Raw genomic sequence first — 24,947 nt, 5'->3', positions numbered from 1 at the left:
TTATATTCTCAGTTAGAGTGCCTGCAATTGCTAAAGTGAATGCTCAAAAAACTAGCAAAATGCCAAGGTAGGCGAATGACTGTTACGGGTCTTTTTAGATACTAATTGATTAATAAAATTAATAATTTGAGGAAGATAATATGAACAAAAAGCCGTTAGTGATCGCCGTTGCGATGGCACTAAGTAGTACGGCGCTAAGTTTTGCGTTAGCGGCTGAAGAAGGCGTCAAACCCACTGCGGTGCAGAAGAGTGCTGAACAGGGGGTTGTCGAAACTGAATTTGATGAAGTGTTAGTGAGTGCGACGCGTTTGAGTGAGAAAGTGTCTGAAACCAGTCGAAGTGTGGCTGTTGTCGCAGAAGAGCAGCTTAACGTTTCACAGGCTTCATCGGTTGCCGAAGTATTAAAAAACGAAGCGAATATTAACTTAACAAATGGCCCAAGAGCGACCTCTCAGGGCGTCGAAATTCGTGGTTTAAGCGGTGATCGTGTTTTACAAACGATCGATGGTGCAAGGCAAAATACTAGTTCGGGCCATCGCGGTTCCTATTTTATGGACCCTGAACTACTTAAATCTATCGAGGTGATCCGAGGCCCTGCCAGTAGTTTGTGGGGCAGTGGTGCCCTCGGCGGTGTTGTTGCACAAAATACTAAGTCTGCTCAGGATTTTTTAGCGCCAAATGAAACCTTTGGTGGTTATGTCAAACAAGGCTATGACACCAATGGCGACCGCACTAAAACCAGCGCCGCAGTCTATGGCCAGCAAGCAACAGTCGATTGGTTGCTCAATGGCAGTTATGTTGATTCCAACAATATTAATACCGGCAATGATGAAACCTTAGTCAACAGCGCTTCTTCAGGAAGCAGTGGACTGGCTAAATTCGGCTGGCAGGCTGATAAAGCCTCACGCTTAGCGTTATCGGCAAGAGTTAACAAGATTAATGAATTGGTGCCAAGTAATCCTTCTGCGGCAGTGAGTAGCTCAGTGCCTTTAGTGCGCCGCAAAACGGACGATCAAAATATCACCCTCAATTACAGCTTAGCGCCAGCCAATAATCCTTATTTGGATACTCATGTGCAGGTTTATTGGAATAGCACAGATTACGATGAAGACCGCGTCACTAAAGGCCAATTAGATAGCACTGAATACCGCACCGTTGGCGTTAATTTGAACAATAGTTCTCAACTCGGTAACACTAAGTTGACCTACGGTGTGGATGGCTATCGCGATACCCTTAAAACCGTTAGAGACGATAAGGGACAGGTTGGGCAGCGTCCTGAGGATATAAATGGCGAAACAACGGTATGGGGAGCTTTTACTCGGGCGGATGTGCAACTGACACAAACGGTAAACCTCGATGCAGCTTTGCGTTATGACAGTTTTAAAAACGAGAGTCATAACCTTAATGCATCTGCTGATGATACTGAGCTATCTCCTTCACTTGGATTAAGTTGGCAAATGCAGCCATGGCTGACGTTAAGTGCGCGCTATGATCAGGCCTTCCGAGCGCCGACGGTGGAGGAAATGTTCTCTAGCGGTACCCATTACTGCATTCCGCCAATACCGGGTTTTTTACCCAAAGGGTTATGTAACACCTTTGCGACAAATCCTGACCTAAAGTCTGAAGTGGCGCGTAATAAAGAGCTTAAAGCTGACCTTCGCTTCAATGACTTAGCTGGTGATGATGAATTAGCGATTACTTTAAACATCTTCCGTAACGATGTAGACGATTTTATTGTTCAGCAAGTCTCTAATCCATATCGGGGGATACCAGGACTCGAGCAAACAACCTCGTGGAACAATGTGGAAGACGCTCAATTAACGGGCTTTGAGCTCAGCGGTCGTTATCGCATCGGACAAACGCGTTTAGCGATGAATTATGGTCAAACCCGCGGAGAAGACCGTAATACTGGCGATTATATCGAAGGGATGCCAGCCAATAAGTTTAATGTCGACTTATCCCAAGGGATTATGGAAGGCGATATGAAGCTAGGCACGCGAGTGACCTATGTTGCCAGCCAAACGAATACACCCAAAGGTTACAGTGTTGCTAAGTATGATGAATACACCCTTTGGGATGTTTACCTTGCATGGGAGCCCGCGATGGGCGTGATGTCGGGCCTGAGAGTTGATTTTGCCATTGAAAACATTGGTGATGAGAAGTATCTGCAGGCATGGCAAACCTTGTATCAGCCTGGCCGTAATATGAAGCTGTCTGCACGCTACATGTTCTAAACCTTGGGATAGAGGATTTTCGGAATGACCCAAACAGTCGACATTGAAAACACGGATAACGTGCTGAGTCGCCGAGATTCAAATGCTGAAACCCAGCAAATGTTGCGGCAACGATTTGAAACTCAACCAGATTTAATGCCTGCACAATTGGCCAGTGAGTTAGGGATTGCCGAGCTTGAGGTGGTTACCGCCTTACCTAAAGCGCAGCGAGTGTTTTTACCTTTGGCCCATATGGACGAGTTACTACAAAGCTTACCCGAGTGGGGTTCGTTAACCACCATAGTGATGCTTTCGGGCAGTGTATTTGAATTTAAAGGCGATTTTCCCCAAGGAAAATTTGCCCATGGTTACTACAACCTCTACAGCAAAGGGGATGGCTTACATGGCCATCTTAAATTGGATGGCATGCGGGCGATAGCCTTGATCAGCAGACCTTTTAGGGGCAGCGAGAGCCATTCCATTAACTTTTTTGGACCTCAGGGTGAAGTGGTATTTAAAGTTTATTTAGGACGTGACAAGCAAAGAGTGCTTTTTCCCGAGCAAGTGCGCCGTTTTAAAGCGCTGGCCGCTACCTTTGCTGATTAACATTGATGAACGTAATTTATTGAGGAAACCAATATGAAGCCTGACATTTCCGAGCAAGAACAGCGTTTAAGGGACAAACTGTTACCTGAAATAGAGGTCTTTAAACAGCAACGTAAAACCTTACAACTCGCCACCGTCGATACCGATGGTCAACCTAATGCCAGTTACGCGCCATTTGCCTTAGCAGACGATGGTTTTTATATCTTGGTGAGTGACTTAGCGCGCCACGGCCATAATCTTAAACAGTCTACTAAAGTGTCTGTGATGCTGGTGGAGGATGAAGTCGAAGCCAAATCTGTATTCGCCCGCAAACGATTAACCTTTGATGCCATGGCTCAAGCGGTTGCACGTGATACGCCCTCGTTTAGCAAAGGAGTCAGCCTGTTATCTAAACGTTTTGGCGACATGTCGGATAATTTGGCAGCGCTGACGGACTTTAACCTGTACAAGTTAGCGCCCCATCAAGGATTGTATGTCAAAGGCTTTGGCCAAGCCTTTACTCTTACAGGCAGTGAATTACTCGATGTGAACTGGAAGCGTGATGGTCACCATGGCACCCCAAAAACGCCTGAAGATATGCAGGTAGCTTAGATATCTGTGTTTTACACTTCTGTACTTTGATCTTGCCCTACTCAAGGCGCAATCATAAACCCGCTATCAATGCGGGTTTATTTTTGGCTTTTATATTCTTAGCCTTGAATTTTTGCTTTGCTAGCATCACTTTGGTTATCGTGTGCGCTTTCTTGTGTGCTCAGTTCATTGTCATTTGTGCTAAGTTGAATGACAAATAAAGCCGAAGGATAACAAGAGTGAACAAACCGCTCATAGAGCCCACCGATTCGAGCATTCCACCTCTTCGACCATTATTGGAGTCCATTGTGTCTCAACAATCTTCACACACCTCGGTTCGCCAACGGGCAGTATTGCCATGGATTTGGCAATTTCTTAAGCCCTATCGTTTGCGAGTTGTCGCGGCGATTGTATTTTTATTGATCGGTTCTTTGGCCTGGTTATCCCTCGGCCAAGGCGTGCGGCTGATGGTGGACGAAGGTTTTATTAAGGATAACGCCCAGCGGCTGAATGAAATTATTCTATTGGTGTTGCTGATCACCGCAGTGAGTGGCACTGCGGTGTTTTGCCGTTTTTATCTGATGACATGGCTTGGGGAGCGTGTCAGTGCCGATATTCGGCTTGCAGTTTATAATCAATTACTTAAATTATCTCCGGCATTTTATGCCAAGGTGCGCACTGGTGAGGTGATTTCACGTTTTACCGCCGATTCAACCTTACTGCAAACCGTTGTCGGTTCGAGTCTCTCTATGGCACTACGCTCCGGCGTGACGGTTATTGGTGGGCTGGCGATGATGGGGATCACCAGCGTGAAGATGACACTGCTCGTGTTACTGGCCGTGCCTTTGGTGTTGGGGCCTGTCGGTTTCTTTGGCCGAAAAGTGCGAACCTTAGCGCGCGAAAGCCAAGATAGGGTGGCGGATCTCGGTGCCTATGTGGATGAAACCTTGCATGAAATCCACACTGTGCAGGCCTATGGCCATGAGGATAAGGACCGCAGCCTGTTCAATGGCCGTGTCGAAGATGTGATGACCGCCGCCAGCGGCCGCATTCGTTACCGCGCGCTGCTGATTTCTTCAGTGATGTTCCTCAGTATTGCTGCCATTGCGCTAGTGACTTGGGTCGGCGCCCACGATGTGATGTCAGGTAAGATGACGGGCGGCGAACTCTCAGCCTTTATGTTTTATGCGGTCATGGTGGCAGGCGCGGTTGCGACCATTAGTGAAGTGGTCGGGGAAATCCAACGCGCCTCGGGCGCCGCAGAACGCTTAATCGAATTAGCCGAAACTGAGGTCGATATTCCGGCGCCACTGGTGCCTAAAACTCTGCCAGATAAAGTACGCGGCGAGTTGCAACTGCAACAACTTAACTTCCATTATCCCGAGCAAACTCAGTTAGTGCTCAGCGACTTAGACCTTGTAATAAATGCTGGCGAGCGGGTGGCTTTGGTCGGCCCGAGTGGTGCCGGCAAGAGCACGCTATTTCAGTTATTACAGCGGTTTTATGTGCCTTCATCGGGCAGTATCTTATTGGATGGGATTGATATTGCTGCGCTTTCACCACAGGATTTGCGGGCGCAGTTTGCGCTGGTGCCGCAGGACTCAGTGATTTTTGCCACCAGTGTGCTGGAAAATGTGCGCTATGGCCGCGTTGATGCCAGCGAGCAGGAAGTGATTGATGCCTGTATTGCGGCCCGTGCCCATGAGTTTATCAGTGAATTTAATGAAGGTTATCAAACCTATTTGGGTGAGCGCGGTGTGCGCTTATCTGGCGGGCAAAAACAACGGATTGCTATTGCGAGGGCCATTTTAGCCGACAGACCCATCCTATTACTCGATGAGGCCACCAGTGCACTCGATGCCTTGAGTGAGCAAAAAGTGAAGCTGGCGCTTGATGAGTTAATGGCGGGTAAAACTACGCTGATCATCGCCCATCGGCTTGCAACCGTAATTAATGCCGATCGAATTATTGTGTTTGATAAGGGGCGAATTGTTGCCAGTGGTAAGCATCAAACTCTAATGCAAACCAATGATCTATATCGCGAGTTTGCCAGTTTGCAGCTGCTAACGGATGAGGTTAACCCATTGAGCGAGTAAGACTTGGATTGGGTAAAGAGGCTCAAATAAAACCCCAGAGTGTTGCTCTGGGGTTTTATTAGATTTAAAGCCGTTCAAATTACTTAATGGTTTTTAAGGCTGATTTTTGAGTTCTCTACGCAGAATCTTACCCACAGTACTCTTAGGTAGCTGCGGCATAAATTCAATTAACTTAGGCAGTTTGTAGGCAGTGAGTTGCTCGCGGCAGAAGTTGATGATGGTGGTTTTCATCAGTTCAGGGTCTTGGCTGTCATCCTTGAGCACGATACAGGCTTTGACTGCTTCTCCAGAGTGCTCATCCTTTACGCCAACTACGGCGCATTCGATGATATTTGGGTGGCTAGCAAGCACGTTTTCGACTTCATTAGGATAGACGTTAAAGCCAGAGACAATAATCATATCCTTTTTGCGATCAACGATTTGATGGAAGCCTTCCTCGTTCAGAATCGCAATATCCCCCGTTTTAAAGAAACCATCAGCCGTCATCACATTAGCCGTTTCTTGGGGATTATTCCAATAACCTAGCATCACCTGTGAGCCACGGGCGGCGAGCTCACCGGCTTCCCCTTGCGCGACTTCATTACCGTTTTCGTCTAACAGTTTGACCTCAGTGCCGAGAACGGGCTTACCGATAGTGCCAATCTTTTGATATCCCGGTGCATTGAGCGAGATCACTGGCGAGGTCTCGGATAAGCCATAACCTTCACTGATGGTATTGCCTGTGGTTTGCTGCCATAGATTGGCTGCGGCAGCGGTCAGCGCTGTGCCACCTGAAATAGTGATTTTTAAATGGCTAAAATCTAGCGCCTTAAATTCGGGTTGATGGCACAGGGCGACAAATAAGGTGTTAAGCCCTGCAAAACCGGTAAAGGGGTATTTCGCCAGCGTCTTGATTAAGCCATTAATATCACGGGGATTTGGGATTAATACCGAGCAACCACCACATTCAAAATACAGCACCAAGTTCACCATAAAGGCGTAGATATGGTAAATCGGTAGTGGTGCGACAAAAATATCTTCCCCTTCGGTGATAACACTGCCGATGCGGGATTTTACTTGCGCCGCATTGGCGAGCATATTGCCGTGGGTCAGCATTGCGCCCTTAGAAAGACCCGTTGTACCACCAGTATATTGCAGCGCGGCTAAATCGCCTAAGGCGGGCACAAAGCGCGTAAACGGTAGCTCTGCACCTTGCTTTAGCACTTGGCAGAATTCGACATTTTTAAGCCCCGTTTTGGGCTGAACTTGCGGATCGATAAGATCTAACGGATGAGTTGAAATCACCAGTTCTATCGGTGTGGTTGCAACCACTTTGGCCAATGTTGGCAGTAAATCGGATAGCACCACTAAAGCTTTTGCACCCGAGTCATTAAACTGATGGATAAGCTCACGTTCAGTATAAAGCGGGTTTGTGTTGACGAGAATCAGGCCTGCTCTTAGTGCGCCATAGGCAGCGATGACAAATTGGGTAATGTTGGGTAATTGAATCGCGATCCGATCGCCAGGTTTTAGGTTAGTGTTATTTTGTAAATAAGCAGCAAAATAGCGTGAATCACGTTCTATCTCATTGAAGCTACTGCTTTTACCTAAGCAAGCATATGCGGTTTTATCGCCAAAGCGTTGGCTAGTGCGTTCGATTAAGTCTATGAGTGAAGAGTATTTGCCAAGTTCGAGTTGTGACTCTTGATCGTATGCCATGCCTAACTACCTCAAATCGGTTTAGTCGTTATTATTATTTTAAAATCAAACGAGTGTTTAGATTAGAAGGATTCAACCTATAAGGTCAATGTTTATCGCCAAATAATTCTATCCAAAGATTGCTACTATCTTTATGTTAAAAATAGTGTTTTTACTCTATATGGGCGGAGTAGAGTTAAGTCTTTATTAACTTGGGTATATTAGGGTGTGTTGATGTTTTAGGGGCATTTTTATAGCAATTGGTAGGTGAATTGGGGGAAAGAAAGGGCGCTTAATATGGTGTTGGTGTGGCCATTTTAAAAACCAATAAGACGCTCAATCGATGGCGTCTTATTGGTTGTCTACGGCTAAATGGGAGCATTGAGGCTATGAATTAAGGGCTAAAGAAGCCGGTTTCTTGGCTGACGCTTTGTTTGGGTTCGCTGACATCGGTTACCGAGAATTCGATAAGTTTGCGTCCCGCAGGGATAGCATCCTTATCGGCTAACACTGTCACGGGGTAATCTGCTTGTTCACCCGCCGCGAGGGTGATTACCGGGTCGGCAATTAAGCTGAATGGCATTTCGCTGTTGACCGCGAGTTGGTATTGCTTGGTTTGTTGAGTCTTGTTACGGATCTTCAGCTGGTAGGTATTTTCAACTTTATTATCGGCGGTTTCGCGGTACAGACTCTGTCTGTCGCGAATGACGTTAAGCTGAATCTCACTGCGACTGGAGAGATCTAAACCTATCACAACCAACATAATAACAACGGCAGCGCCGTAACCTAAAAAGCGTGGCGAGCGCAAATTGGAATGGGCGACACCTTTTAATTCATTCTCGCTAACATAGCTAATAAGGTTTTGTTTGTAGTCGAATTTTTGCATGGTTTCATTACAGGCATCGACACAGGCGCCGCAGTTAATGCACTCGTATTGAAGGCCTTGGCGAATATCAATCCCCGTTGGACAGACCTCAACACATAAATTACAGTCAACACAATCACCGAGTTCGGTTTGTTGCTTGCGTTTACGGGGTCCGCGGGCTTCGCCGCGTGCGGCATCATAGGTCACGGTTTTGGTGTTGGCATCGAACATCACGGCCTGAAAACGCGCATAGGGACAGCAGTGTAAGCACATTTGCTCGCGCATCCAGCCAGCGTTTAAGTAAGTGCAAATCGCGAAAAACCATACCCAGCAGGTTGTCCAAAAGCCGGCGTTGCCGGTAAAAATATCCAAGTAGAGTTCACGGGATGGGATGAAGTAACTGATAAATCCACAGCCAGTAATCAAGGCGGCTAATCCCCACAGGCTGTGTTTGAGCGTTCTTTTACTGAGTTTACTCGCAGACCATGGCGCCTTATCGAGCAACTTGCGTTTATTGCTGTTACCCTCAATTTGGCTTTCGAGCCAGACAAACATAAAGGTCCACGCGGTTTGTGGGCAAAGATAGCCGCACCAGACCCGTCCCCAAAACACGGTTATAAAAAAGAGGCCAAAAGCCGCGGCAATAAACACCCAAGCGAGTAAGGTGAAATCCTGTGGCCAGAGCGTGAGGCCAAAAAAGAAGAATTGTTGCTGACTCACATCCAGCAGTATCGCTTGCCGACCATCAAATGAAATAAACGGCAGTGCAAAAAACAGCAGTACTAACAGGCTATTCATTGTGGTTCTGAGACGCTGAAAATAGCCTTTCTGCTCTCGGAAATGAATCTGGCCACTGCTTTTGTGTGCAGGCTTATCTTCCGCCTGGATATTTTTTACCGGGATAAATTGCTCGGCAGAGGGATGTTTGGCGTTCTCTCTGTGTTGGGTGTCACTCTTGGGCATATGCTGTCCTAACGGCTTAAATAAGATTCGGCTCCCTATAGCAAGCGTTAGGCCAAAATAATTTGCATTTAACTATTTGATATTTATTGATTTAAATTAGATTGGTTTTTATGTGTGTCGCGATATATCGTCAATTGGCGATATATCGCGTTTTTGAGACTATTCATCATTAGTGATTTGACGTGTAATCCCGAGCTTCTTCATTCGCGATCTGAGGGTACTTGGCGGGACGCCGAGTACACTGGCTGCGCCGTTTGCGCCCGAAATACGCCAGTTCAGCAGTTTTAATGTTTGCTCAATATGCTGTGCTTCTGCCTCGGCCAAGGTTTGTAATGGTGAAGCCGCGGTTTGAGTCTGTAGGTGATTCGTGGGCATGGCATGGATATGTAAAATATCCGTTTGAGATAATATAGCCTCACGCTCAAGGATATTCTGCAATTCGCGTACATTACCAGGCCAGCTGTAGGCCATTAATTTTTTTAGGCCTTTTTGACTTACCCCTCGGATTTTTTTACCCAGCTTACGGTTAAGGGAGTGCAGTATATGGCTGACAAGCTCGGGCATATCCTCCAGTCTCGCCCTGAGCGGTGGCACTTGGATTGGGAAGACATTCAAGCGGTAATAGAGATCCATTCGAAATAAGCCCTGTTCAACGCGTTTGAGTAAATCATGATGACTGGCGGCGACTAATCGAATATCGACCTTGATGGTTTCGCTGCCGCCGAGTCGCTCAAAGGATTGCTCTTGGATCACTCGCAGTAACTTAGATTGCGCCTCCAAACTTAATTCGGCCACCTCATCGAGAAACAGGGTGCCTTGATGGGCGAGTTCGAAGCGGCCCTTGCGCTGTTGAGTCGCACCCGTAAAGGCGCCTTTCTCATGGCCAAACAACTCACTCTCTAACAGTGAGGCTGAAAATGCCGCGCAGTTAACGCTGATCATGGGCTTATCTTTGCGGCGACTCAGTTGATGTAAGTTGCGGGCAACCAGCTCTTTGCCTGTGCCATTCTCGCCACAAATCAATACGGTACTGTCGGTATTGGCCACCATATGCAGTTGCTGGATCATATGGCGGATCACCGCGCTACTGCCCGAAATATCCACATCGCCGGTCTTATCGGCTAACTCGGCTTGGAGATAATGATTCTCGCTGGCCAGTTGTTCCGACAGAGCTTGAACCTGTGCTAAAGCTTGGCGTAGCGACTGCTCGGTTTGTTTTTGAATACTGATGTCGCGAAATATCGCGACTACGCCGATAAGCTTGTTGTCCCGATAGACTGGCGTAGAGCTGTAATGCACTGGAAAGCTGCTGCCATCCTTACGCCAAAACACATCGTGGGTAATTTCCCTTGCTATCCCATCCTTCAAGGTGTTGTAGATGGGGCAATCTTCTTGGGGATAATGACTGCCATCCGCATGGCTATGATGATGGCAATTATGGATATTTTTGCCGAGTAACTCTTCATTCTTCCAGCCCGTCATGCGCTCGGCGGCGGGATTGATAAAGACAGCATTACCATTTAAATCAAACCCATAAATGCCTTCACCCACGGCATTGAGCAGTAACTGATTCTCTGGCAGAAAATGTTTATCCAAGGGCATTGCGGCGGGCTGTGTTGATGTCATTCCGTTGATTCCTTAATACGAATGAGTGCCTAGAGTATAACCCCTTGAGTCGTGTCGCGATATATCGTGAGTTGCTTTGTCATGTTTGAATAGAATGGTTTAGAGGCTAGCTTAGAGGTCTGACCATTAACTTATTGATAATAAAAAGCTTATATTTTAATCAATAGAAAGTTTTATTTAGTGCTGGCTTAAATTGCCAGATTGTTATAAAAATGTTTCATAAATATTATTGGCAAGGTTGAAATAGACCAGTACGCTTACCCTTATATGGGAATATGCATTACTTCGCTAAGATATTTATTTAAGTAACTCGCTAGTTATAAAACTATTTTTATAGTGTTTTGGGGTTAGACGGCTGTTGAGAGTACGGAGTGATTTTCTGCCCACCTTTCCGGAAAATTGCTTTCTACTGATTTGAAGTGTGCAAAAAGGCTGCGATGCAGCCTTTTTTATTTTTAGCCCAAAACCACCTACTTCAGTAGGTGGTTATCATCATTTGAGGCTTTGCCTGTATACCTACCCATGTTAAATGCATCTTTGATTTTTAGCGAAGTCAAAAGAGGCAAATAACATGAGTAGATACGAGCAAGCATCGCATGTGTTCTGGCGATGTCAATATCATATAGTCTGGACACCAAAGTACCGCTTTCGGATATTGAAAGGTAATGTCGGAAAAGAGGTTTATCGATGCATTCAGGTTTATTGCCATCAAATGGGATGCATAGTCATGGAGCTAAATGTTCAAGTTGACCATGTTCATTTAGTGGTGAAGGTACCTCCGAAGATATCTATATCGAATTTAATGGGGGCGTTAAAAGGTAAGATAGCTTTGAAAATATTCAGTAAATTTCCTTACCTACGTAAGAATAAACTTTGGGGAAATCATTTTTGGCAGAGAGGATACTTCGTCGATTCGATTGGAATTAACGAGGAAATAATCCGTAGATACGTTAGGCATCAAGAGAAAGTAGAGCGGCAAGAGCAGGGTCAACTTGCTCTTGAATAAAGGCCCCCTTTTAGGGGGTTAAAACAAAGCCACCTTCTTCAGAAGGTGGATTCTTTACTGCGCTCTCAATACTCCATTTTTGAAGATTAAGCCAAATAAGCAAAATAGATTACAAGGCTTTAGCCTGGGCTAAGCCATTAAGTACGGCCTCTATGGTGAGTGTTGAAGGCAGCACTATGCCGTTAGGCGCCCTTGGGCCATAAACCTTATTGTAAGGTGTGCCTGGTACGCCTTCATGCTTCATATAACCCGCAATGGTGGAATCGGCTTCACTCCAATTTCCCTGCATCAAAATAACCTTGTCGGCCATCAGCGCATTCACCACTTGCTCCCTATGGGTGACTTCCGCCTTGTTAGTTTGGCAAATGCTGCACCAGTCTGAGGTGATATCCACAAACACTGTGTAGCCATCGGCGACCAGTGGCGCGATTTTTTCAGGGGCCAGCGTGTGCCACTGCAACTTTTGATAGGCTTGATAATCTTCGCCTTTATGTACAAAACCGATAATTCCGCCTAGGCCGACGGCGAAAAATCCCAACACAAAAATTACCGCCAGTGGAATGCGTTTACCTTTGCTGCGTTGCCAGATTAACAGGCCAATCGCGCCCACAAGTAATGCGAGAATGACCAGACTGATAAGAGTGATAGTGCCCATAGATGCCTACATGAGTTTTCGATAATCCAATCTATCTTAGCGGCTAACAGCTTAAATCTGCGTGAATTTACGCTTTAAAAGCCGATTAAACCTTTGACGCATTCGGTTGCAATTGTGCTTTTGCGCCGAGTGCACAGTCTTTGTAAGCTGGTGCACTAATAAAAAGACCACAAAATAATGACTACAGAAGAGAAGGATAATTGATGCGAGTGCTAAATAAAAAGTCAACGCCCGCAGGGCTAACATGGGCAAGTATGTTGCTGCCCTTGTTATTTACTGTGTCCATGGTCGGCCATGCCGAGCCTGCTCAAAAAGGCGAAGCCAAAGTGGATAAGTTAGTGCCAGAGGTGGTGACCACTAAGCATAAAATGACGATTCAAAATCAGAAGATCAGTTATCAAGCCATTAGTGGTGAGACCATTTTAGAGGATGATAAGGGGGAGCCTCAGGCCAGTATCTTTTCTATTACTTATTTAAGGGATGATGTGCAGGACAGCAGTAAACGCCCAGTCACGTTTATTTTTAACGGTGGCCCAAGTTCAGCCTCGCTGTGGCTGCACATGGGACTCTTTGGGCCCAAACGCGTGATTGTGCCCAGTGATGCCAAAGATGATGGTGCGGCACCTTATCGGATTGAAGCAAACGATTACTCATTACTCGATGAATCTGACTTAGTGTTTATCGATCCTGTGGGTACCGGTTTTAGCCGCGCCCTGGGTGAGAAGAAAGGCGCCGATTTTTGGGGCGTAAAAGAAGATGCCCAATCCATTGCCGAGTTTATCCGCCGTTGGTTGATTGAACATAAGCGTTGGAATTCGCCCAAATACCTTGCCGGTGAAAGCTATGGTACGACGCGAGCCGCGGCATTAGTGGATGAACTTCAAGGCGGCTGGACCGATATCTCTGTCAATGGCGTGATGCTGATTTCATCGATTCTCGACTTTAGTCACGCTCGCTATCAACCGGGTAACAACCAACCCTACATTGGTTTTTTACCGACCATGGCGGCGACTGCGTTTTATCATAACAAAGTCAGTGATGCCGATAAGGACTTGGGGCTCGAAGCGTTTGTCGAACAGGCGCGTCAATTCGCTATTAAGGATTACGCCTTAGCCCTATTACAGGGGAGCCGTTTAGCGCAAAGTGATTATCAGACCGTACGCAAACAGTTGGCGCGATTTACGGGCTTGAGTGAGTCCTACCTCGACAGAGTAAATTTACGGGTGAGTGCGAGTCGCTATACCAAGGAATTGCTCAGGGATCAGGATTTGACCATCGGGCGGTTAGACAGTCGCTATACTGGCAAAGATTACGACAGTGGCGGTGACTCGACCGATAACGACCCGTCAGGATATGGTATTGATGGTGCTTATACAGCGGCTATCCATCAATATCTGTATGAGGATTTAGGGGTTAAATTATCACGCCCCTTCAACGTACTTTCCACCGATGTTAACCGTGGCTGGAACTGGAATATTAGCGGTAAACAAATGCATTATGTGAATGTGGCACCCTATTTAGGACAGGCGCAGCGCGAGAATAAAGACTTGCGTATTTTTGTCGGTAACGGATATTTTGATTTCGCAACGCCCTTCTTTGCGACTGAAAATACCTTTGCCGATAACGGTATTGATAATAGCCGCGTCACTATGCATTACTACAAGGCGGGTCATATGATGTATGTAGAGCCTGCATCGCTTGCGCAACTGGTGCAAGATATTCGCGCTTTTTATCATCCCAACGGGGTGAAATGAGAGTGACCGTATTGCTAGGCCAGTGTTAAACTGCCACTCCTGTGAAGGCCCTTTTGAGGGCCTTTTTATGCTTTAAAGGGTTGAAAATGAGCTTTAGTACTTGGTTGGGACTATTGGCGATTTGTTGCTTGGGCGCTATGTCCCCTGGGCCGAGTTTGGCGATGGTCGTGCGTCATACCTTAGGCGGTGGTCGCGGGAAAGGGATTGTGTGTGCTTGGGCACACTCGATTGGCATAGGGGTCTATGCGCTAGTCACGCTACTTGGTCTTGCGGTAATGCTGAAAAATGCGCCTTTGGTTTTTAATGGGATAGCGATTTTAGGCGCGCTCTATCTGGCATGGATGGGGCTCCAAGCATTACGCTCAAACGGTGGCATGCAGGCAAAACTTACGGCGGGGGAGGCGACGGATACGCTCACGGCGGCGCGCGATGGTATCGCGATTTCCCTGTTCAATCCTAAGATTATGCTGTTCTTTTTAGCGCTGTTTAGCCAATTTGTGATGGTTGCAGATAGTTTTACAGGTCAAGCACTTATCGTACTAACACCACTGGTAGTTGATGGGCTCTGGTACACCTTAATTGCGTTAGTGTTGTCCCATTCGAGTGTATTGCCTAAGTTGCGGGAAAAAGCGGGCTTGATTGATAAACTTTCTGGTGTGGTATTGATTCTGCTGGCAATACGGGTGCTGTATAGCCTCTATGTGTAGTTGTTCACTATTTTTTGAGCATATAACTTGGATTGCCCGCCAAATAGCTAGTACCGCTAAAATTAGGTTTCACGCATCTGACGGCGCCATCTAACATTGCTAATTCTTGAAATTCCGAAGTAAGAAATAGCTTTATGTGGCAATGGAGATCTTGGGATTCATGTTTAAATACTGCCAGCAGATTCTCAGGGCTACCAGCTTGTTGATAAACTTTGGTTAGGTGATATTGATGTGCGCTTAATGTTGATTGTGATATAAGCGCATCACCCAAATTCACAATAAACCATTCACATGTTGAAAGCATAATAATTTACCTTACCTGAACTCGGGGTAACGAGTGTCGAGAAAAATCTAAATTTAACAAACTAAATCAATGCCATAAGTGATTTGTTTGAAAATAAAAATATTTTCTTTCTGACTGAGTACGCAGATTTTTGCGCATATCAAGGCGCTCAGTCGTACACGATAGCGAGCTATGGTTAGACAGAGCAACGCACAGAGGCCCGAAAAGATGCCTATTCAGCGGCTCTACTTATCCCGAGCTCAGGTTACCTAGTTAGCGCTGCTCAGTGTAAAATCTTTTAGCTGAATAAATGGTTTATGGGGCGTAACGTCACATTGGTCTGAGATTCGTTACCACACCTCATCTGACTATATCGCTAGTGCGGCTTTTAGCGTTGTAATTTCAGTGGGTGTTAGCGGTCGCATTTCTCCCTCTGGTAGAGTGTTTGTTGCTGCTTTGCTTTCTGTACAATTATCTTCGCTTACTGTTTCAAGGCTGAGTGTCATTAAGGCCACTCGCTGTAAATCGATAACCTTATAACCTAAGGCGCTGGACATCCGCCGAATTTGCCGATTTAAGCCTTGGATCAGCACTATTTCAAATTTATCTTCACTAAGCCTACGAACTTTACAGGGGAGAGTATCTACCTCTTTGTACTTTACGCCGCTGGCCATTAGCTTAATAAACTCATCGGTGAAGGCCCTCTCTAGCTGCACATGATAGGTTTTACTGTGGGCAAAACTGGGGTGCATCAGTTTGTGGGTGAGTTCGCCATCGTTAGTGAGCAGCAATAATCCGCGGGAATCCTTATCTAATCTGCCGACGGGGTAGAGTCTTGGTGTTGGTGGCAGTAAGTGGATCAAGCTGGATTTATCGTCTTTGAGTAAACGGCAATCTGTACCTACGGCCTTATTGAATAGCCAATAGGTAGGAGTTTCGCTGCCTAATACAGGCTTTGCATCCAAGCAAATACTATCAAGGCATTGACCATCTGCATCGAGCTGGACTGGGTCGTGATGTGTGGCAATCTTACCATTTCGCGTAATGCGTCCTGCCTCAATTAAACGGCAGGCTTCTCGGCGTGAACTGATGCCACATTGGGCAAGGTATTTAGCTAGACGCATAAATGATTAAGTTAAAACGGGTGATGGACTTGGGCGCGATAATACAGGATTTTGGATAAACGACGCATCGCAAACGCAAGGCTTAAGCACCAAATAATATTGAGGTTCGTTTGCAGCCACATATTGGTACTAACCAAACAGAAGTGATTGTCTATATCACAGGGCGGAAAATCCAGTTGGCTCCAATCCAGTTGTAAACTCAGGCTAATAGCACTGATAAAACTTAATAAACTCAAGTAAAACAAGGGTCTTGGGCAGATAAGTTTAGGAACGACTCCGGCAATAATCACTAAGGCATGCAAGGTTAGCGTGCTTAAGAGATAGCTAGTGGAAACCAGTCTATGCATGGTTAAAAAGTTAATCGGAAAAATGCCCATCAAAATCACCGAAGTGCCAACCCAAACTCCTGTGAGTGCAATATATTGGCTAAAGCTATCGAGCTTGAGTAAGTACAGCCCAGCCATAGAGATCAGCATGCAAATCCCTGCGGCCAATAATCCTAAATTAAACACATAGGCAAGGGGCGAGTGGGTATAGTCCCCTAAAAAATCGGCGCGGATAAATAGGGCGCTAACGCCCATGGTTTGGTATTGTCCATACAGAGCAACCATCACTCCTATCGCACTGAGCAGTGCGGCTCCCACAATCAACCAAGTGATTAGGCGATGTAAATCGTAAAAACTGGGTTCACGCTGTCTTGGATTCATTTGGCTTTTAATGAATAGTGGTGTGGGTTAAGGGGCAAGGTTGAATAATCGGGTGTAACTTGCCTGAATCCCTTCATGAAGGCAAGTATTCTAAATAGCGCTGCATTTAACCTTTAAAACAAAGGGAGCCAGTCAAGTGGCTCCCTTTGTTTTGTGTTGCTTTCAATAAACCTTGTGATACTTAACTACATCAGTGGCGTTTACGGAAAATGACAATTGCAATGGCTACTGCTGCGAGGATCATGCAATACCATGCATGGGACACGGCTGCTAGCGGTGTGATGCTAAATGTCGAGGCGATTAACAGCGCTTGTGCACCATAGGGTATTAACCCTTGGATAATACAGGCAAAAATATCGAGTACACTGGCAGCTCGTTTAGGTGTTACGCCGTGTTTTTCTGCGAGATCTTTCGCAATGTCACCAGTGACAACAATCGATACCGTATTGTTAGCAACGCAGCTATTGGTCACGGCTACAATTCCCGCCATCCCTAATTCGGCCGCGCGGCATGAGGCTTCGCCTTGGGCTTTTGAGAAACGGGTGATGAGCTTTTCAATCTGTTTGCTCACAAAGGCTAAACCACCTTGTTGCTGCATCAGCGCGGCTAAACCACCGACTAACATCGACAGGATAAAAATTTCCTGCATATTGCTAAAGCCCGCGTAGATATCCTTACCAAATTGGATTACGCCATAGTCCATCGTCAGCAAACCAGTGGCACCCGCAAGCAGTATGCCTAAGGTTAAGACGACAAATACGTTTAGTCCAGCAACTGCTAATACTAGAATCGTCAGGTAAGGAATCACCTTAATAAAGTCAATTTCTTGAGCGGCTAGATCGGCTTGTCCTTGTCCTGCGATGACAAAGGCAACAAAGGTCAGCAGTGAAGCTGGGATAGCAAAAATCAGGTTCTCGCGGAATTTATCTTTCATATCACAGCCTTGAGTTCGAGTGGCCGCAATCGTGGTATCCGAAATAATTGAGAGGTTATCACCAAACAGTGCGCCAGACATCACGGCGCCGGCCATCAGGGCATAATCAATTTGTGCCTGATCGGCAACGCCTAAGGCTATAGGTGCCACGGCGGCGATCGTGCCCATAGAGGTACCCATGGCCGTTGCAATAAAGGCGGCAATCACAAAAAAGCCTGGCAGTAATAGGTTTGAGGGAATAAGAGATAAACCTAAGGCTACGGTTGCATCGACACCGCCAGTGGCTTTCGCTACCGCCGCAAAGCCGCCAGCCAGCAAGTAAATTAAACACATGGCAATAATATTGCTATGGCCAATTCCACCAATAAAGGTATCAATGGCTTGATTTAATTTTTGCTTTGATAACACCAAAGCCAGAATAATGGCCGGCAGAATAGCAATCACACTCGGTAATTGATAGAAAGCAAAGTCCACACCTTGGCTTTGGAAATAGACCCCTGCGCCAATAAACAGACTTAAAAAAACGAATAAGGGTAACAGGGCAACAAATGATGCTGTGTTACTCGGTGCAGTGGTTTGGGTTGATTGACTCAATGTAATTTCTCTTTTACTCGGCGGATTGTCTGCGTGCTCCTTGGCAGTCAAACTCGCTCTAAATCTATGTCGCCTTGGCATCATATCCTAGCAACTTGGTGCCAAGCATATTGGATTGCCAATTTACTGTCAATCTAGACGTCTAGATGTTTCTACTTCCGTTGTGATCTGTTCGTTAAAAAGAGGTTTAAATCGTGGTTAGTCTTAATTTTTTATCTTAATAAACAGTATATTAAAACTATTCTGTTAATGATTTACTGGTTGTTGTTAGCCAATGCTAAATGTGAATTACTCAGTAATATAGCAATAGAGGGCTATTTCTTCCTCCACCGCTGATACAGTTTAGTGGATCTTAAGTTGGTGTACGATTCGGTGTTATTGGGTTTTCTGTTGTTTTTGACAAAGTACTACGTGCTGAGAGTGTGAGGAGTTATGTTAGTTTTTAACATTTTAATTTTGCGGGTATCTTTTCGCATAACATACTAAGGCCACTCTTGCTGTTAGTAACCAGATGCGGTAAAACGGTGATCCTTCATCCACACCTCACATAGCCAGCAGCATCGTGATACGAAGAGCTAAGCCATTACTGGGCACGTTAATTGAAATTGCAGTCGAATCGGTAGTTGAAGAACCCAGCCAACCAACACTCGATGAGCAAGCCATTCAAGCTGCGATTACTGCGGCTTTTTCTCGCATTGCACAAATTGGACGTTTATTAAGTTTTCATCAGCAAGATAGTGAGTTAAATCTTCTAAACCGTCAGCCTGGCAATTGGGTCACCCTAAGCCAAGATAGTCTAAGGGTATTTAAATTAGCCAAGTGGTTTGGTAAAGCTAGCGACAACTTATTTAATTGCACCATTGGTGGTGAAATGATGTCTCGCGGGGCGTTACCTTGCTACCTTGGTATGCCGCTACTTTTGCAGGGCGATTGGCAAGATATTGAAATTAAAGGGAACCAAGCGCGGTTAGCTCGGCCATTAATTGTTACTTTTGACGGTATCGCCAAGGGGTATGCGGTTGATATGGCAGTAAGTGAGTTACGTCGTGCAGGGGTTTCTGGTGGTTGGGTCAATGCGGGAGGGGACTTGCGAGTATTTGGTTCTGCCTCCTTGGATGTGCTTTGTCGAGGCTCAAATGGATTAAGCCAGAAGATAACAATCCGCAATATGGCTCTGGCAAGCTCACGAGTTTCGCAGCAATTGAGCCTAGGTTGTCCAGCATTATTACTGCCGACAGGTAATGTCGATATGATGAGCTTTGATGCGTCTAATGAGCGTGTTGTTAGCGTTCAAGCGCCTTTCGCATGGCGTGCAGATGCACTAACCAAGGTGGCAGGTTATCTTTCAGCTAAAGCTGCAAAAGATAAAATTAATCAGCTCGGTGGCCAGTTAGTCTGTTAACCGTTATATTTAAACATGCTCGGTACTAAGGCGGTGTGGTTGACGTGCCGCAGTTTGATGTACCTATCGGATTATTCTCTTCAAGCCATTGTTTTAAATGAAAACAGGCCAATCCTTTTGGGCTTGGCCAGTATCTCAAATGCCTCTCTTTAAGCGACTTTAAAGCGCGAGACTTCTTTTTGTAGATTGCTACAAATGGCTCGGGTATTGACCACTATTTGCTGTGTTTCTTGGATCACTATATTGCAATATCTTGTTTTATCAGACAGTTCAGTCAAGTTACGATTGATTTCCTCAGTGACGTGGGTTTGTTCTTCTGTTGCGGTCGCGGTTTGAGTCGACATCTCACTGACTTTAGAAGTGGAATTTAGGATCTGATCTAAGGCATCTTGTGTCTGACTGGCAAGGGTAACCGTCGAATGGGTGAGGCTGGCGCCTGATTCAATACTCTTCACCGCATCATTAACGCCCCGCTGCAATTCTTCGATCATGCTCTGAATATCTTGAGTCGACGTTTCGGTACGACTCGCCAGAGTACGTACTTCATCGGCGACCACCGCAAAACCACGCCCTTGTTCACCAGCACGAGCAGCCTCAATGGCAGCATTAAGAGCGAGCAGATTAGTTTGCTCCGCAATTGAGCGGATCACATCCAGTACCGAGGCAATGTTAGCGGAGTTGACGGAGAGCTTTTCGATAACAGCGACTGCATTTTTAACCGATTCAGACAATTGCTGAATATGATGCACCGATTGCGTCAGGATTTTTTTCCCCTCAATAGTCTGATCATTGACCTTAGTGATTTCGGTAGCAGTATGCAGGGCGTTGCTGGCCACTTCCCTTACCGCGGCACTCATTTCATTTACGGCTGTAACTATGGTGTCGACAAATTGTTCCTGCTCGTGGCTGATCCCTATGGTAGTAGCTGATTTAGTCGCTAGGTTTTCAACAGTATGGCTCACATCTTTGGTTTGGCTGATAATGGCGATTACCATCTGTTGCAGCTGGGCAACGAACAAGTTAAAAGCATTGGCCAGTTCGCCAATTTCATCTTGGCGAGTGATAGGAATTCGTTGGGTTAAGTTGCCATCACCATCGACTATGTCATTAATTCTATTAGTAATGTCTTGAATCGCGTTGACAATAATCTTAGGGCCAAAGTAGGCAATCACGAGGGCGACAATAGCGACAAGCGTAGCGATCGTAACTGACATTTGAGTTTGGGCTGTAGCCTGCTCGGTGGCTTGTAAATCCAGTTCTTTAACGCGATTGTCGGCGGCTTCACCTGCGGTATTGTAGATGTTTCTTAGGGCTTTAAACTCTTTTTTGGATTTGCTTTCGTGTAGTTGTCTTGCTAGGTCAAACTGACTATTTTTTACTGCATTTATCACGTCAGATGAGGCTTGATACCAGAGCGAAAACTGTGCTTCAAAGCCATTGGTGGATTGCAATACTTGGGCATGATCCTGCAAGAGTTTTTTAAACTCCCCCATTCGATCGCGGGCCTGATCGACATTCTCTTGCCAGTTATCTATTTCGCTTTTACGGCTGTCACTACCCAGATCGGATCTGAGTAACACTTCTTCACTTAGCTGTGCTTGGTAGAGATCGCGGTCAGCGTTGAGAATGGCTGAAATCGCAGGATTAAATAACTGACTAAACTCCTGCATTTGCTTAAGAGTTGAGCGGCTTTGCATAGCATCAGTAATTGCCATAACGATCAAGGCGGTCGCCATAATGGCAAACATCAGCGAAAACTTTACTCGAATACTATTAAACATAGGGTACTCCATAACGTACTGACAAAATTGCTTATTAAATAGCTTAGTCGCTATTTTGTGGTTTGCAGTAACAACAGACAATTAAGGAGAATCATCGTAGGAAAGCCCCACTGATATGGGGCTATTGAGTCGATTTAATCAGCACAGGCGCTTAGGGCTGATATTTTAGGTTTGGGCTTTATCTGCACTAACATTACCCCCAAGATAACCATTGAACCGCCAAGGTAGTGATAAACGGCTAAGGTCTCATTTAAGATTATCGCCGCAAATATAGCCGCCAGAATTGGCATTAGATTGAAGAAAATACTGGTGCGTTCGGCGCCCAATTTGCTAATGCCATTAATCCACGCCCAAGGGGCGATGAGTGATGCACCAAGGGCGGCGTACACAATAAGTGGTGTAGCTTGGCTGCTAATCGTGACGCTTGGCGCACTAAACAGCAGCGGAGTTAACATCAACACGGCGATAATGCCCTGAATATACACTGACTCCCACGTCGATATCGGTAGCTGCCAGCGTTTTAGCAGTACCCCATAAAGGGCGTACACAAACGCACTGATAAGTAATAATAAATCCCCCTCAGTAACCCCTATCGCCAGATTAGCCATATCCCCGTGGCTTAGCATAAACACTAAGCCCAGCAGTGAGATTAGGCTGCCAGCAAAAACTAATGGCGAGAGCCTTTGCTTGAGTAAAGGTACCGCTAAAAACAGGCTTATCATAGGTACTAACGAGTTGATTAATGCCATATTGGTGGCGGTTGTCGTCGCGGCGGCAAAATAGGCAAGGCTTTGGTTTAATACCATTCCTAAGGCGGCTAAGGTCGCTAATTTCGGTAGTAGAGGAATGATTGTTCTACGTTTTTTCAAGACGGGTTTGAGCATAAAAGGGGTAAGCACAAGCATGGCAAAAAACCAGCGATAAAAGGCAATGGCTTCAGGGGCGATAATTCCAAAGGAAAGTTTGTTAACAATGGCGTTACCCGCCCAAATCATTACGGCGAGTAGTGGAAATAAATACAACATAGGTCAGTCTTCATTGGGGGAAACGAGCCGATGCCAAGTGGCAAACGTGCTGTCATAGATAGTCGCTATTATTGCTGGTCTTTTATGATATAAATATTGCTTAAAAGACAATGTCAGTTCCTCGATAGACAACCACCGCATCAATCGATGTTTTGATTGGATGTAAAGTCGAGTTTTAGGAGTACGATGCACCCTGTTTACCATCCACTTAATTCTGAGCAAGCGCCAGTGGCAGATATTTTCTTCAACTATGAAGCCTTTCTGCCCAATACCATTACACCAAAACATAGCCACATTTGGGGGCAATTACAGCTGATCAGTGGTGGCATTATGGAGTTGCATGCGGCTGGACAACGATTTTTGTCGCCATCCCAATATGCGATTTGGGTGCCTGCAGGCGTAGAGCATGAGAGTTACACCCGCCGCAGTATCCATTATTGCTCATTGAATATTGTTGCCAGTCGGTCGCAGGTTTTTCCTGATGAAACTTGTTTACTTGCGGTGACGCCGATAGCGCAGGCAATAGTGAACGATCTCCGCCAGCGGCAGGTGCGTGTTGCACAAACGGATGCGGATAAACGTTTGGTTGAGGTGTTAATTGACCAGTTAATCTTAGGTCAGGCGCAGCCACAATTTTTGTCTTCGAGTACCGATAAACTGTTGCAACCTATTTTGCAGCAACTTGAACTTGAGCCAGCCAGTCAAATAAGTCTTAAAAGCTGGGCGAGTGAATTACATACCACAGAACGCACACTCGCTCGGCGTTGCCAAGACCGCCTTGGAATGAGTTTTACTGAATTGCGTCAGCGACATAAGTTTATTTATTCGTTGCAATTGCTACGTGAAGGCTTATCAATCAAAGAAGTTGCCCTGACATTGGGCTATAACCAAACTTCACCCTATATTGTGATGTTTAAAAAATATGCTCAATACTCACCCGAGCAATATCGCCGCCAGCTCGCATAAAAATAGGGCGCGGCTATTGCCGCACCCTATGTCACAAAAGAGAGGATTTAAGGGATTTTTATAACAGGCATTAATCGGAGGCTTTTTGGCGATTCCGCTTATCCTGTCGCTTCTCTTTTAAGGTTTTCATCGGCGGTTTTTTCGCTTTTTCTTTACTCATGGAAAATACTCCTAACTAAAATGAGATTAAGTAAAGTCAAACTATCGAGTGTAGCGCCGCATTCTCACCGACAGTTAGTTCAAATTAATCTATCGATAAATTTGAATAATTTAAAGCATTCTGAGCGAGATAAAACACTTTGACCTCTTTATGGTTTCTACATAAGCGCTGCCATACTTAGTAAGTTTTTAAGAGGAGTAAGTGTTAGCTCTCTGCTATTAATTTATTTCGCGGCCAGTAAATAACTTCAAAATCGTATCCTCCAATATATTTTTATGCCTGTGCTAGATGCCGCCGCAAATAGCGACCTAAAAGCATGTTGCCACTGAAATTTGAACATGCTTTATTCTAAAGTTGTTATTTTTTTCCGTTAATTTTTAGGTTGTCTCTTGCTAAGTGAAATATCCTTCACCATAAACAGCACGGGCTTACCTAAAATATTGACCTCAGCATATTCGCCTTTGGTTCGGCCCAGTAAGCTCACACCTAAATCGGAAATGACAGAGTAGCGACCCGCTCTTGGTTTGTGTCTAGGTGGGTATACCAGTTCTATACGATACTCCTGCTGATCCTGTTGATTAACGAGGAACACTTCACGCCCAACGGTCACTTTATCTAGGGTTTCTTCACTTTTAAGTTGATCGAGCTTTGCTATCACCGCCGCCAGTGCGGTGGGGCGTAATGAGGCATTAAAACTGTTTTGCAAGTAATAGGTTTCTGTTTTCAACATAAAAGACTGAAATAGATTACTAAAAAAAGAATAAAACATAGCTACCCCAAATATGAGCTAGATAACAGCTAAGCCCCAGCATAAAAATAGGAGCAATAAATTGAAATGTGGGTAATCAGATGCCGAGTGCGAGTAGCACTCGGCTTAAACTGGGAATTTAAGAGACAGGCGTGCCGCGCGGGATAAATAATCAAGTGTATTCAGCATTAACCAAGCTGACTTAAGTCTGAGTAATGAAAATGCATTTTTTAACACGGGCTACATCTCCATATAATTTTAAGATTAAATTAATCATCTAACAGAGTTAATGATTAATGACTAATAAACTGTCCATACCATAGGCCAACTAAAAAAATAAAGCAAGCATGAAAATGATTGTCATATTAATAGCAATATAATAACGGATAACTGGGTGAAACTTATTTTACTCAAAATACTTGTTCTTTAATTGCAGCTGTTAAATTTTAAAGCACTATGTATAAAAATGTTTAGACTTCTAGATG

At 45.4% G+C, this 24,947-nt stretch carries 20 protein-coding genes; 9 read left to right on the top strand and 11 right to left on the bottom strand.

Features of this window, described 5'->3' with window-relative positions:
- Nucleotides 1–140 precede the first annotated feature (140 nt).
- The 4 genes from KXJ80_RS18850 (at nucleotide 141) to KXJ80_RS18835 (ending at nucleotide 5,485) form a co-directional block, all read left to right on the top strand.
- On the top strand, nucleotides 141–2,234 hold the full coding sequence (locus KXJ80_RS18850; RefSeq protein ID WP_218737259.1) for a TonB-dependent hemoglobin/transferrin/lactoferrin family receptor: 2,094 nt from the start codon (nucleotides 141–143) through the stop codon (nucleotides 2,232–2,234).
- Between the two features lie 99 nt (nucleotides 2,235–2,333).
- Nucleotides 2,334–2,819 (top strand): heme utilization cystosolic carrier protein HutX, encoded by a 486-nt coding sequence (hutX, locus tag KXJ80_RS18845; RefSeq protein WP_370687114.1) that lies wholly within the window; start codon nucleotides 2,334–2,336, stop codon nucleotides 2,817–2,819.
- Nucleotides 2,820–2,852: 33 nt separating this feature from the next.
- On the top strand, nucleotides 2,853–3,410 hold the full coding sequence (gene hutZ, locus KXJ80_RS18840; RefSeq protein ID WP_037427099.1) for a heme utilization protein HutZ: 558 nt from the start codon (nucleotides 2,853–2,855) through the stop codon (nucleotides 3,408–3,410).
- 287 nt (nucleotides 3,411–3,697) lie between these two features.
- Nucleotides 3,698–5,485: an ABC transporter ATP-binding protein/permease gene (locus KXJ80_RS18835; protein ID WP_218677779.1), complete on the top strand. Its 1,788-nt coding sequence runs from the start codon at nucleotides 3,698–3,700 to the stop codon at nucleotides 5,483–5,485.
- A 93-nt stretch (nucleotides 5,486–5,578) separates the two neighbouring features.
- On the opposite strand, the gene KXJ80_RS18830 is transcribed toward KXJ80_RS18835, so the two are convergent.
- The 3 genes from KXJ80_RS18830 to KXJ80_RS18820 form a co-directional block, all read right to left on the bottom strand.
- Nucleotides 5,579–7,183 carry a long-chain-fatty-acid--CoA ligase gene (locus KXJ80_RS18830; RefSeq protein WP_259474488.1) on the bottom strand — a complete coding sequence of 535 codons (1,605 nt, stop codon included), beginning with the start codon at nucleotides 7,181–7,183 and terminating at the stop codon, nucleotides 5,579–5,581.
- Nucleotides 7,184–7,556: 373 nt separating this feature from the next.
- Nucleotides 7,557–8,990, bottom strand: a complete 1,434-nt coding sequence (ccoG, locus tag KXJ80_RS18825) for a cytochrome c oxidase accessory protein CcoG (protein WP_218737257.1) — start codon at nucleotides 8,988–8,990, stop codon at nucleotides 7,557–7,559.
- A 159-nt stretch (nucleotides 8,991–9,149) separates the two neighbouring features.
- Nucleotides 9,150–10,616, bottom strand: coding sequence for a sigma-54 interaction domain-containing protein (locus tag KXJ80_RS18820; RefSeq protein ID WP_172589324.1), 1,467 nt, complete (start codon nucleotides 10,614–10,616; stop codon nucleotides 9,150–9,152).
- 571 nt (nucleotides 10,617–11,187) lie between these two features.
- Here KXJ80_RS18820 and tnpA point away from each other — a divergent pair.
- Nucleotides 11,188–11,622, top strand: coding sequence for an IS200/IS605-like element ISShes8 family transposase (tnpA, locus tag KXJ80_RS18815; RefSeq protein ID WP_039978090.1), 435 nt, complete (start codon nucleotides 11,188–11,190; stop codon nucleotides 11,620–11,622).
- 109 nt (nucleotides 11,623–11,731) lie between these two features.
- On the opposite strand, the gene KXJ80_RS18810 is transcribed toward tnpA, so the two are convergent.
- Nucleotides 11,732–12,277 carry a thioredoxin family protein gene (locus tag KXJ80_RS18810; protein WP_088210347.1) on the bottom strand — a complete coding sequence of 182 codons (546 nt, stop codon included), beginning with the start codon at nucleotides 12,275–12,277 and terminating at the stop codon, nucleotides 11,732–11,734.
- Between the two features lie 203 nt (nucleotides 12,278–12,480).
- Here KXJ80_RS18810 and KXJ80_RS18805 point away from each other — a divergent pair, with 203 nt between their 5' ends.
- Both KXJ80_RS18805 and KXJ80_RS18800 read left to right on the top strand, forming a co-directional pair.
- On the top strand, nucleotides 12,481–14,031 hold the full coding sequence (locus tag KXJ80_RS18805; RefSeq protein WP_256930940.1) for a S10 family peptidase: 1,551 nt from the start codon (nucleotides 12,481–12,483) through the stop codon (nucleotides 14,029–14,031).
- An 86-nt stretch (nucleotides 14,032–14,117) separates the two neighbouring features.
- Entirely contained in the window at nucleotides 14,118–14,738 is a 621-nt protein-coding gene (locus KXJ80_RS18800; RefSeq protein ID WP_172587425.1) for a LysE family translocator, read from the top strand.
- 7 nt (nucleotides 14,739–14,745) lie between these two features.
- On the opposite strand, the gene KXJ80_RS18795 is transcribed toward KXJ80_RS18800, so the two are convergent.
- From KXJ80_RS18795 to KXJ80_RS18780, 4 genes are all read right to left on the bottom strand, one after another.
- Nucleotides 14,746–15,042 (bottom strand): hypothetical protein, encoded by a 297-nt coding sequence (locus tag KXJ80_RS18795; RefSeq protein ID WP_037427086.1) that lies wholly within the window; start codon nucleotides 15,040–15,042, stop codon nucleotides 14,746–14,748.
- Between the two features lie 347 nt (nucleotides 15,043–15,389).
- Nucleotides 15,390–16,145, bottom strand: coding sequence for a 23S rRNA pseudouridine(2604) synthase RluF (locus KXJ80_RS18790; protein ID WP_047538421.1), 756 nt, complete (start codon nucleotides 16,143–16,145; stop codon nucleotides 15,390–15,392).
- Nucleotides 16,146–16,156: 11 nt separating this feature from the next.
- Entirely contained in the window at nucleotides 16,157–16,852 is a 696-nt protein-coding gene (locus tag KXJ80_RS18785; RefSeq protein ID WP_037415052.1) for a hypothetical protein, read from the bottom strand.
- A 190-nt stretch (nucleotides 16,853–17,042) separates the two neighbouring features.
- Nucleotides 17,043–18,380, bottom strand: coding sequence for a Na+/H+ antiporter NhaC family protein (locus KXJ80_RS18780; protein WP_172587427.1), 1,338 nt, complete (start codon nucleotides 18,378–18,380; stop codon nucleotides 17,043–17,045).
- 562 nt (nucleotides 18,381–18,942) lie between these two features.
- Between KXJ80_RS18780 and KXJ80_RS18775 the strand changes: the two genes are divergently transcribed.
- Nucleotides 18,943–19,782 (top strand): FAD:protein FMN transferase, encoded by an 840-nt coding sequence (locus tag KXJ80_RS18775; RefSeq protein WP_218737254.1) that lies wholly within the window; start codon nucleotides 18,943–18,945, stop codon nucleotides 19,780–19,782.
- 149 nt (nucleotides 19,783–19,931) lie between these two features.
- Here the strand turns inward: KXJ80_RS18775 and KXJ80_RS18770 are convergent, their stop codons facing one another.
- Both KXJ80_RS18770 and KXJ80_RS18765 read right to left on the bottom strand, forming a co-directional pair.
- On the bottom strand, nucleotides 19,932–21,563 hold the full coding sequence (locus KXJ80_RS18770; RefSeq protein WP_144374734.1) for a methyl-accepting chemotaxis protein: 1,632 nt from the start codon (nucleotides 21,561–21,563) through the stop codon (nucleotides 19,932–19,934).
- Between the two features lie 134 nt (nucleotides 21,564–21,697).
- A complete protein-coding gene (locus tag KXJ80_RS18765) occupies nucleotides 21,698–22,588 on the bottom strand; it encodes a DMT family transporter (protein ID WP_218737253.1) in 891 nt (296 codons plus the stop codon).
- Between the two features lie 186 nt (nucleotides 22,589–22,774).
- Here KXJ80_RS18765 and KXJ80_RS18760 point away from each other — a divergent pair, with 186 nt between their 5' ends.
- A complete protein-coding gene (locus KXJ80_RS18760; RefSeq protein WP_218737252.1) occupies nucleotides 22,775–23,554 on the top strand; it encodes an AraC family transcriptional regulator in 780 nt (259 codons plus the stop codon).
- Between the two features lie 530 nt (nucleotides 23,555–24,084).
- Here KXJ80_RS18760 and KXJ80_RS18755 read toward each other — a convergent pair.
- A complete protein-coding gene (locus tag KXJ80_RS18755; protein ID WP_218737251.1) occupies nucleotides 24,085–24,483 on the bottom strand; it encodes a GreA/GreB family elongation factor in 399 nt (132 codons plus the stop codon).
- Nucleotides 24,484–24,947 lie beyond the last annotated feature (464 nt).

Origin of the sequence: Shewanella xiamenensis (assembly GCF_024971755.1) — a bacterium.
In the GTDB taxonomy this organism is placed as follows: Bacteria; Pseudomonadota; Gammaproteobacteria; order Enterobacterales; family Shewanellaceae; genus Shewanella; species Shewanella xiamenensis.
The sequence above is the reverse complement of the archived record's forward strand: the minus strand, read 5'-3'. Positions and strand labels throughout refer to the sequence as shown.

Excerpts from the sequence above, each read along its gene's own strand:
- KXJ80_RS18850 (WP_218737259.1), top strand. The coding sequence starts at position 141 with ATGAACAAAAAGCCGTTAGTGATCGCCGTTGCGATGGCACTAAGTAGT.
- hutX (WP_370687114.1), top strand. The coding sequence starts at position 2,334 with ATGTTGCGGCAACGATTTGAAACTCAACCAGATTTAATGCCTGCACAA.
- hutZ (WP_037427099.1), top strand. The coding sequence starts at position 2,853 with ATGAAGCCTGACATTTCCGAGCAAGAACAGCGTTTAAGGGACAAACTG.
- KXJ80_RS18830 (WP_259474488.1), bottom strand. The coding sequence starts at position 7,183 with ATGGCATACGATCAAGAGTCACAACTCGAACTTGGCAAATACTCTTCA.
- ccoG (WP_218737257.1), bottom strand. The coding sequence starts at position 8,990 with ATGCCCAAGAGTGACACCCAACACAGAGAGAACGCCAAACATCCCTCT.
- KXJ80_RS18820 (WP_172589324.1), bottom strand. The coding sequence starts at position 10,616 with ATGACATCAACACAGCCCGCCGCAATGCCCTTGGATAAACATTTTCTG.
- tnpA (WP_039978090.1), top strand. The coding sequence starts at position 11,188 with ATGAGTAGATACGAGCAAGCATCGCATGTGTTCTGGCGATGTCAATAT.
- KXJ80_RS18810 (WP_088210347.1), bottom strand. The coding sequence starts at position 12,277 with ATGGGCACTATCACTCTTATCAGTCTGGTCATTCTCGCATTACTTGTG.
- KXJ80_RS18805 (WP_256930940.1), top strand. The coding sequence starts at position 12,481 with ATGCGAGTGCTAAATAAAAAGTCAACGCCCGCAGGGCTAACATGGGCA.
- KXJ80_RS18800 (WP_172587425.1), top strand. The coding sequence starts at position 14,118 with ATGAGCTTTAGTACTTGGTTGGGACTATTGGCGATTTGTTGCTTGGGC.
- KXJ80_RS18795 (WP_037427086.1), bottom strand. The coding sequence starts at position 15,042 with ATGCTTTCAACATGTGAATGGTTTATTGTGAATTTGGGTGATGCGCTT.
- KXJ80_RS18790 (WP_047538421.1), bottom strand. The coding sequence starts at position 16,145 with ATGCGTCTAGCTAAATACCTTGCCCAATGTGGCATCAGTTCACGCCGA.
- KXJ80_RS18785 (WP_037415052.1), bottom strand. The coding sequence starts at position 16,852 with ATGAATCCAAGACAGCGTGAACCCAGTTTTTACGATTTACATCGCCTA.
- KXJ80_RS18770 (WP_144374734.1), bottom strand. The coding sequence starts at position 21,563 with ATGTTTAATAGTATTCGAGTAAAGTTTTCGCTGATGTTTGCCATTATG.
- KXJ80_RS18765 (WP_218737253.1), bottom strand. The coding sequence starts at position 22,588 with ATGTTGTATTTATTTCCACTACTCGCCGTAATGATTTGGGCGGGTAAC.
- KXJ80_RS18760 (WP_218737252.1), top strand. The coding sequence starts at position 22,775 with ATGCACCCTGTTTACCATCCACTTAATTCTGAGCAAGCGCCAGTGGCA.
- KXJ80_RS18755 (WP_218737251.1), bottom strand. The coding sequence starts at position 24,483 with ATGTTTTATTCTTTTTTTAGTAATCTATTTCAGTCTTTTATGTTGAAA.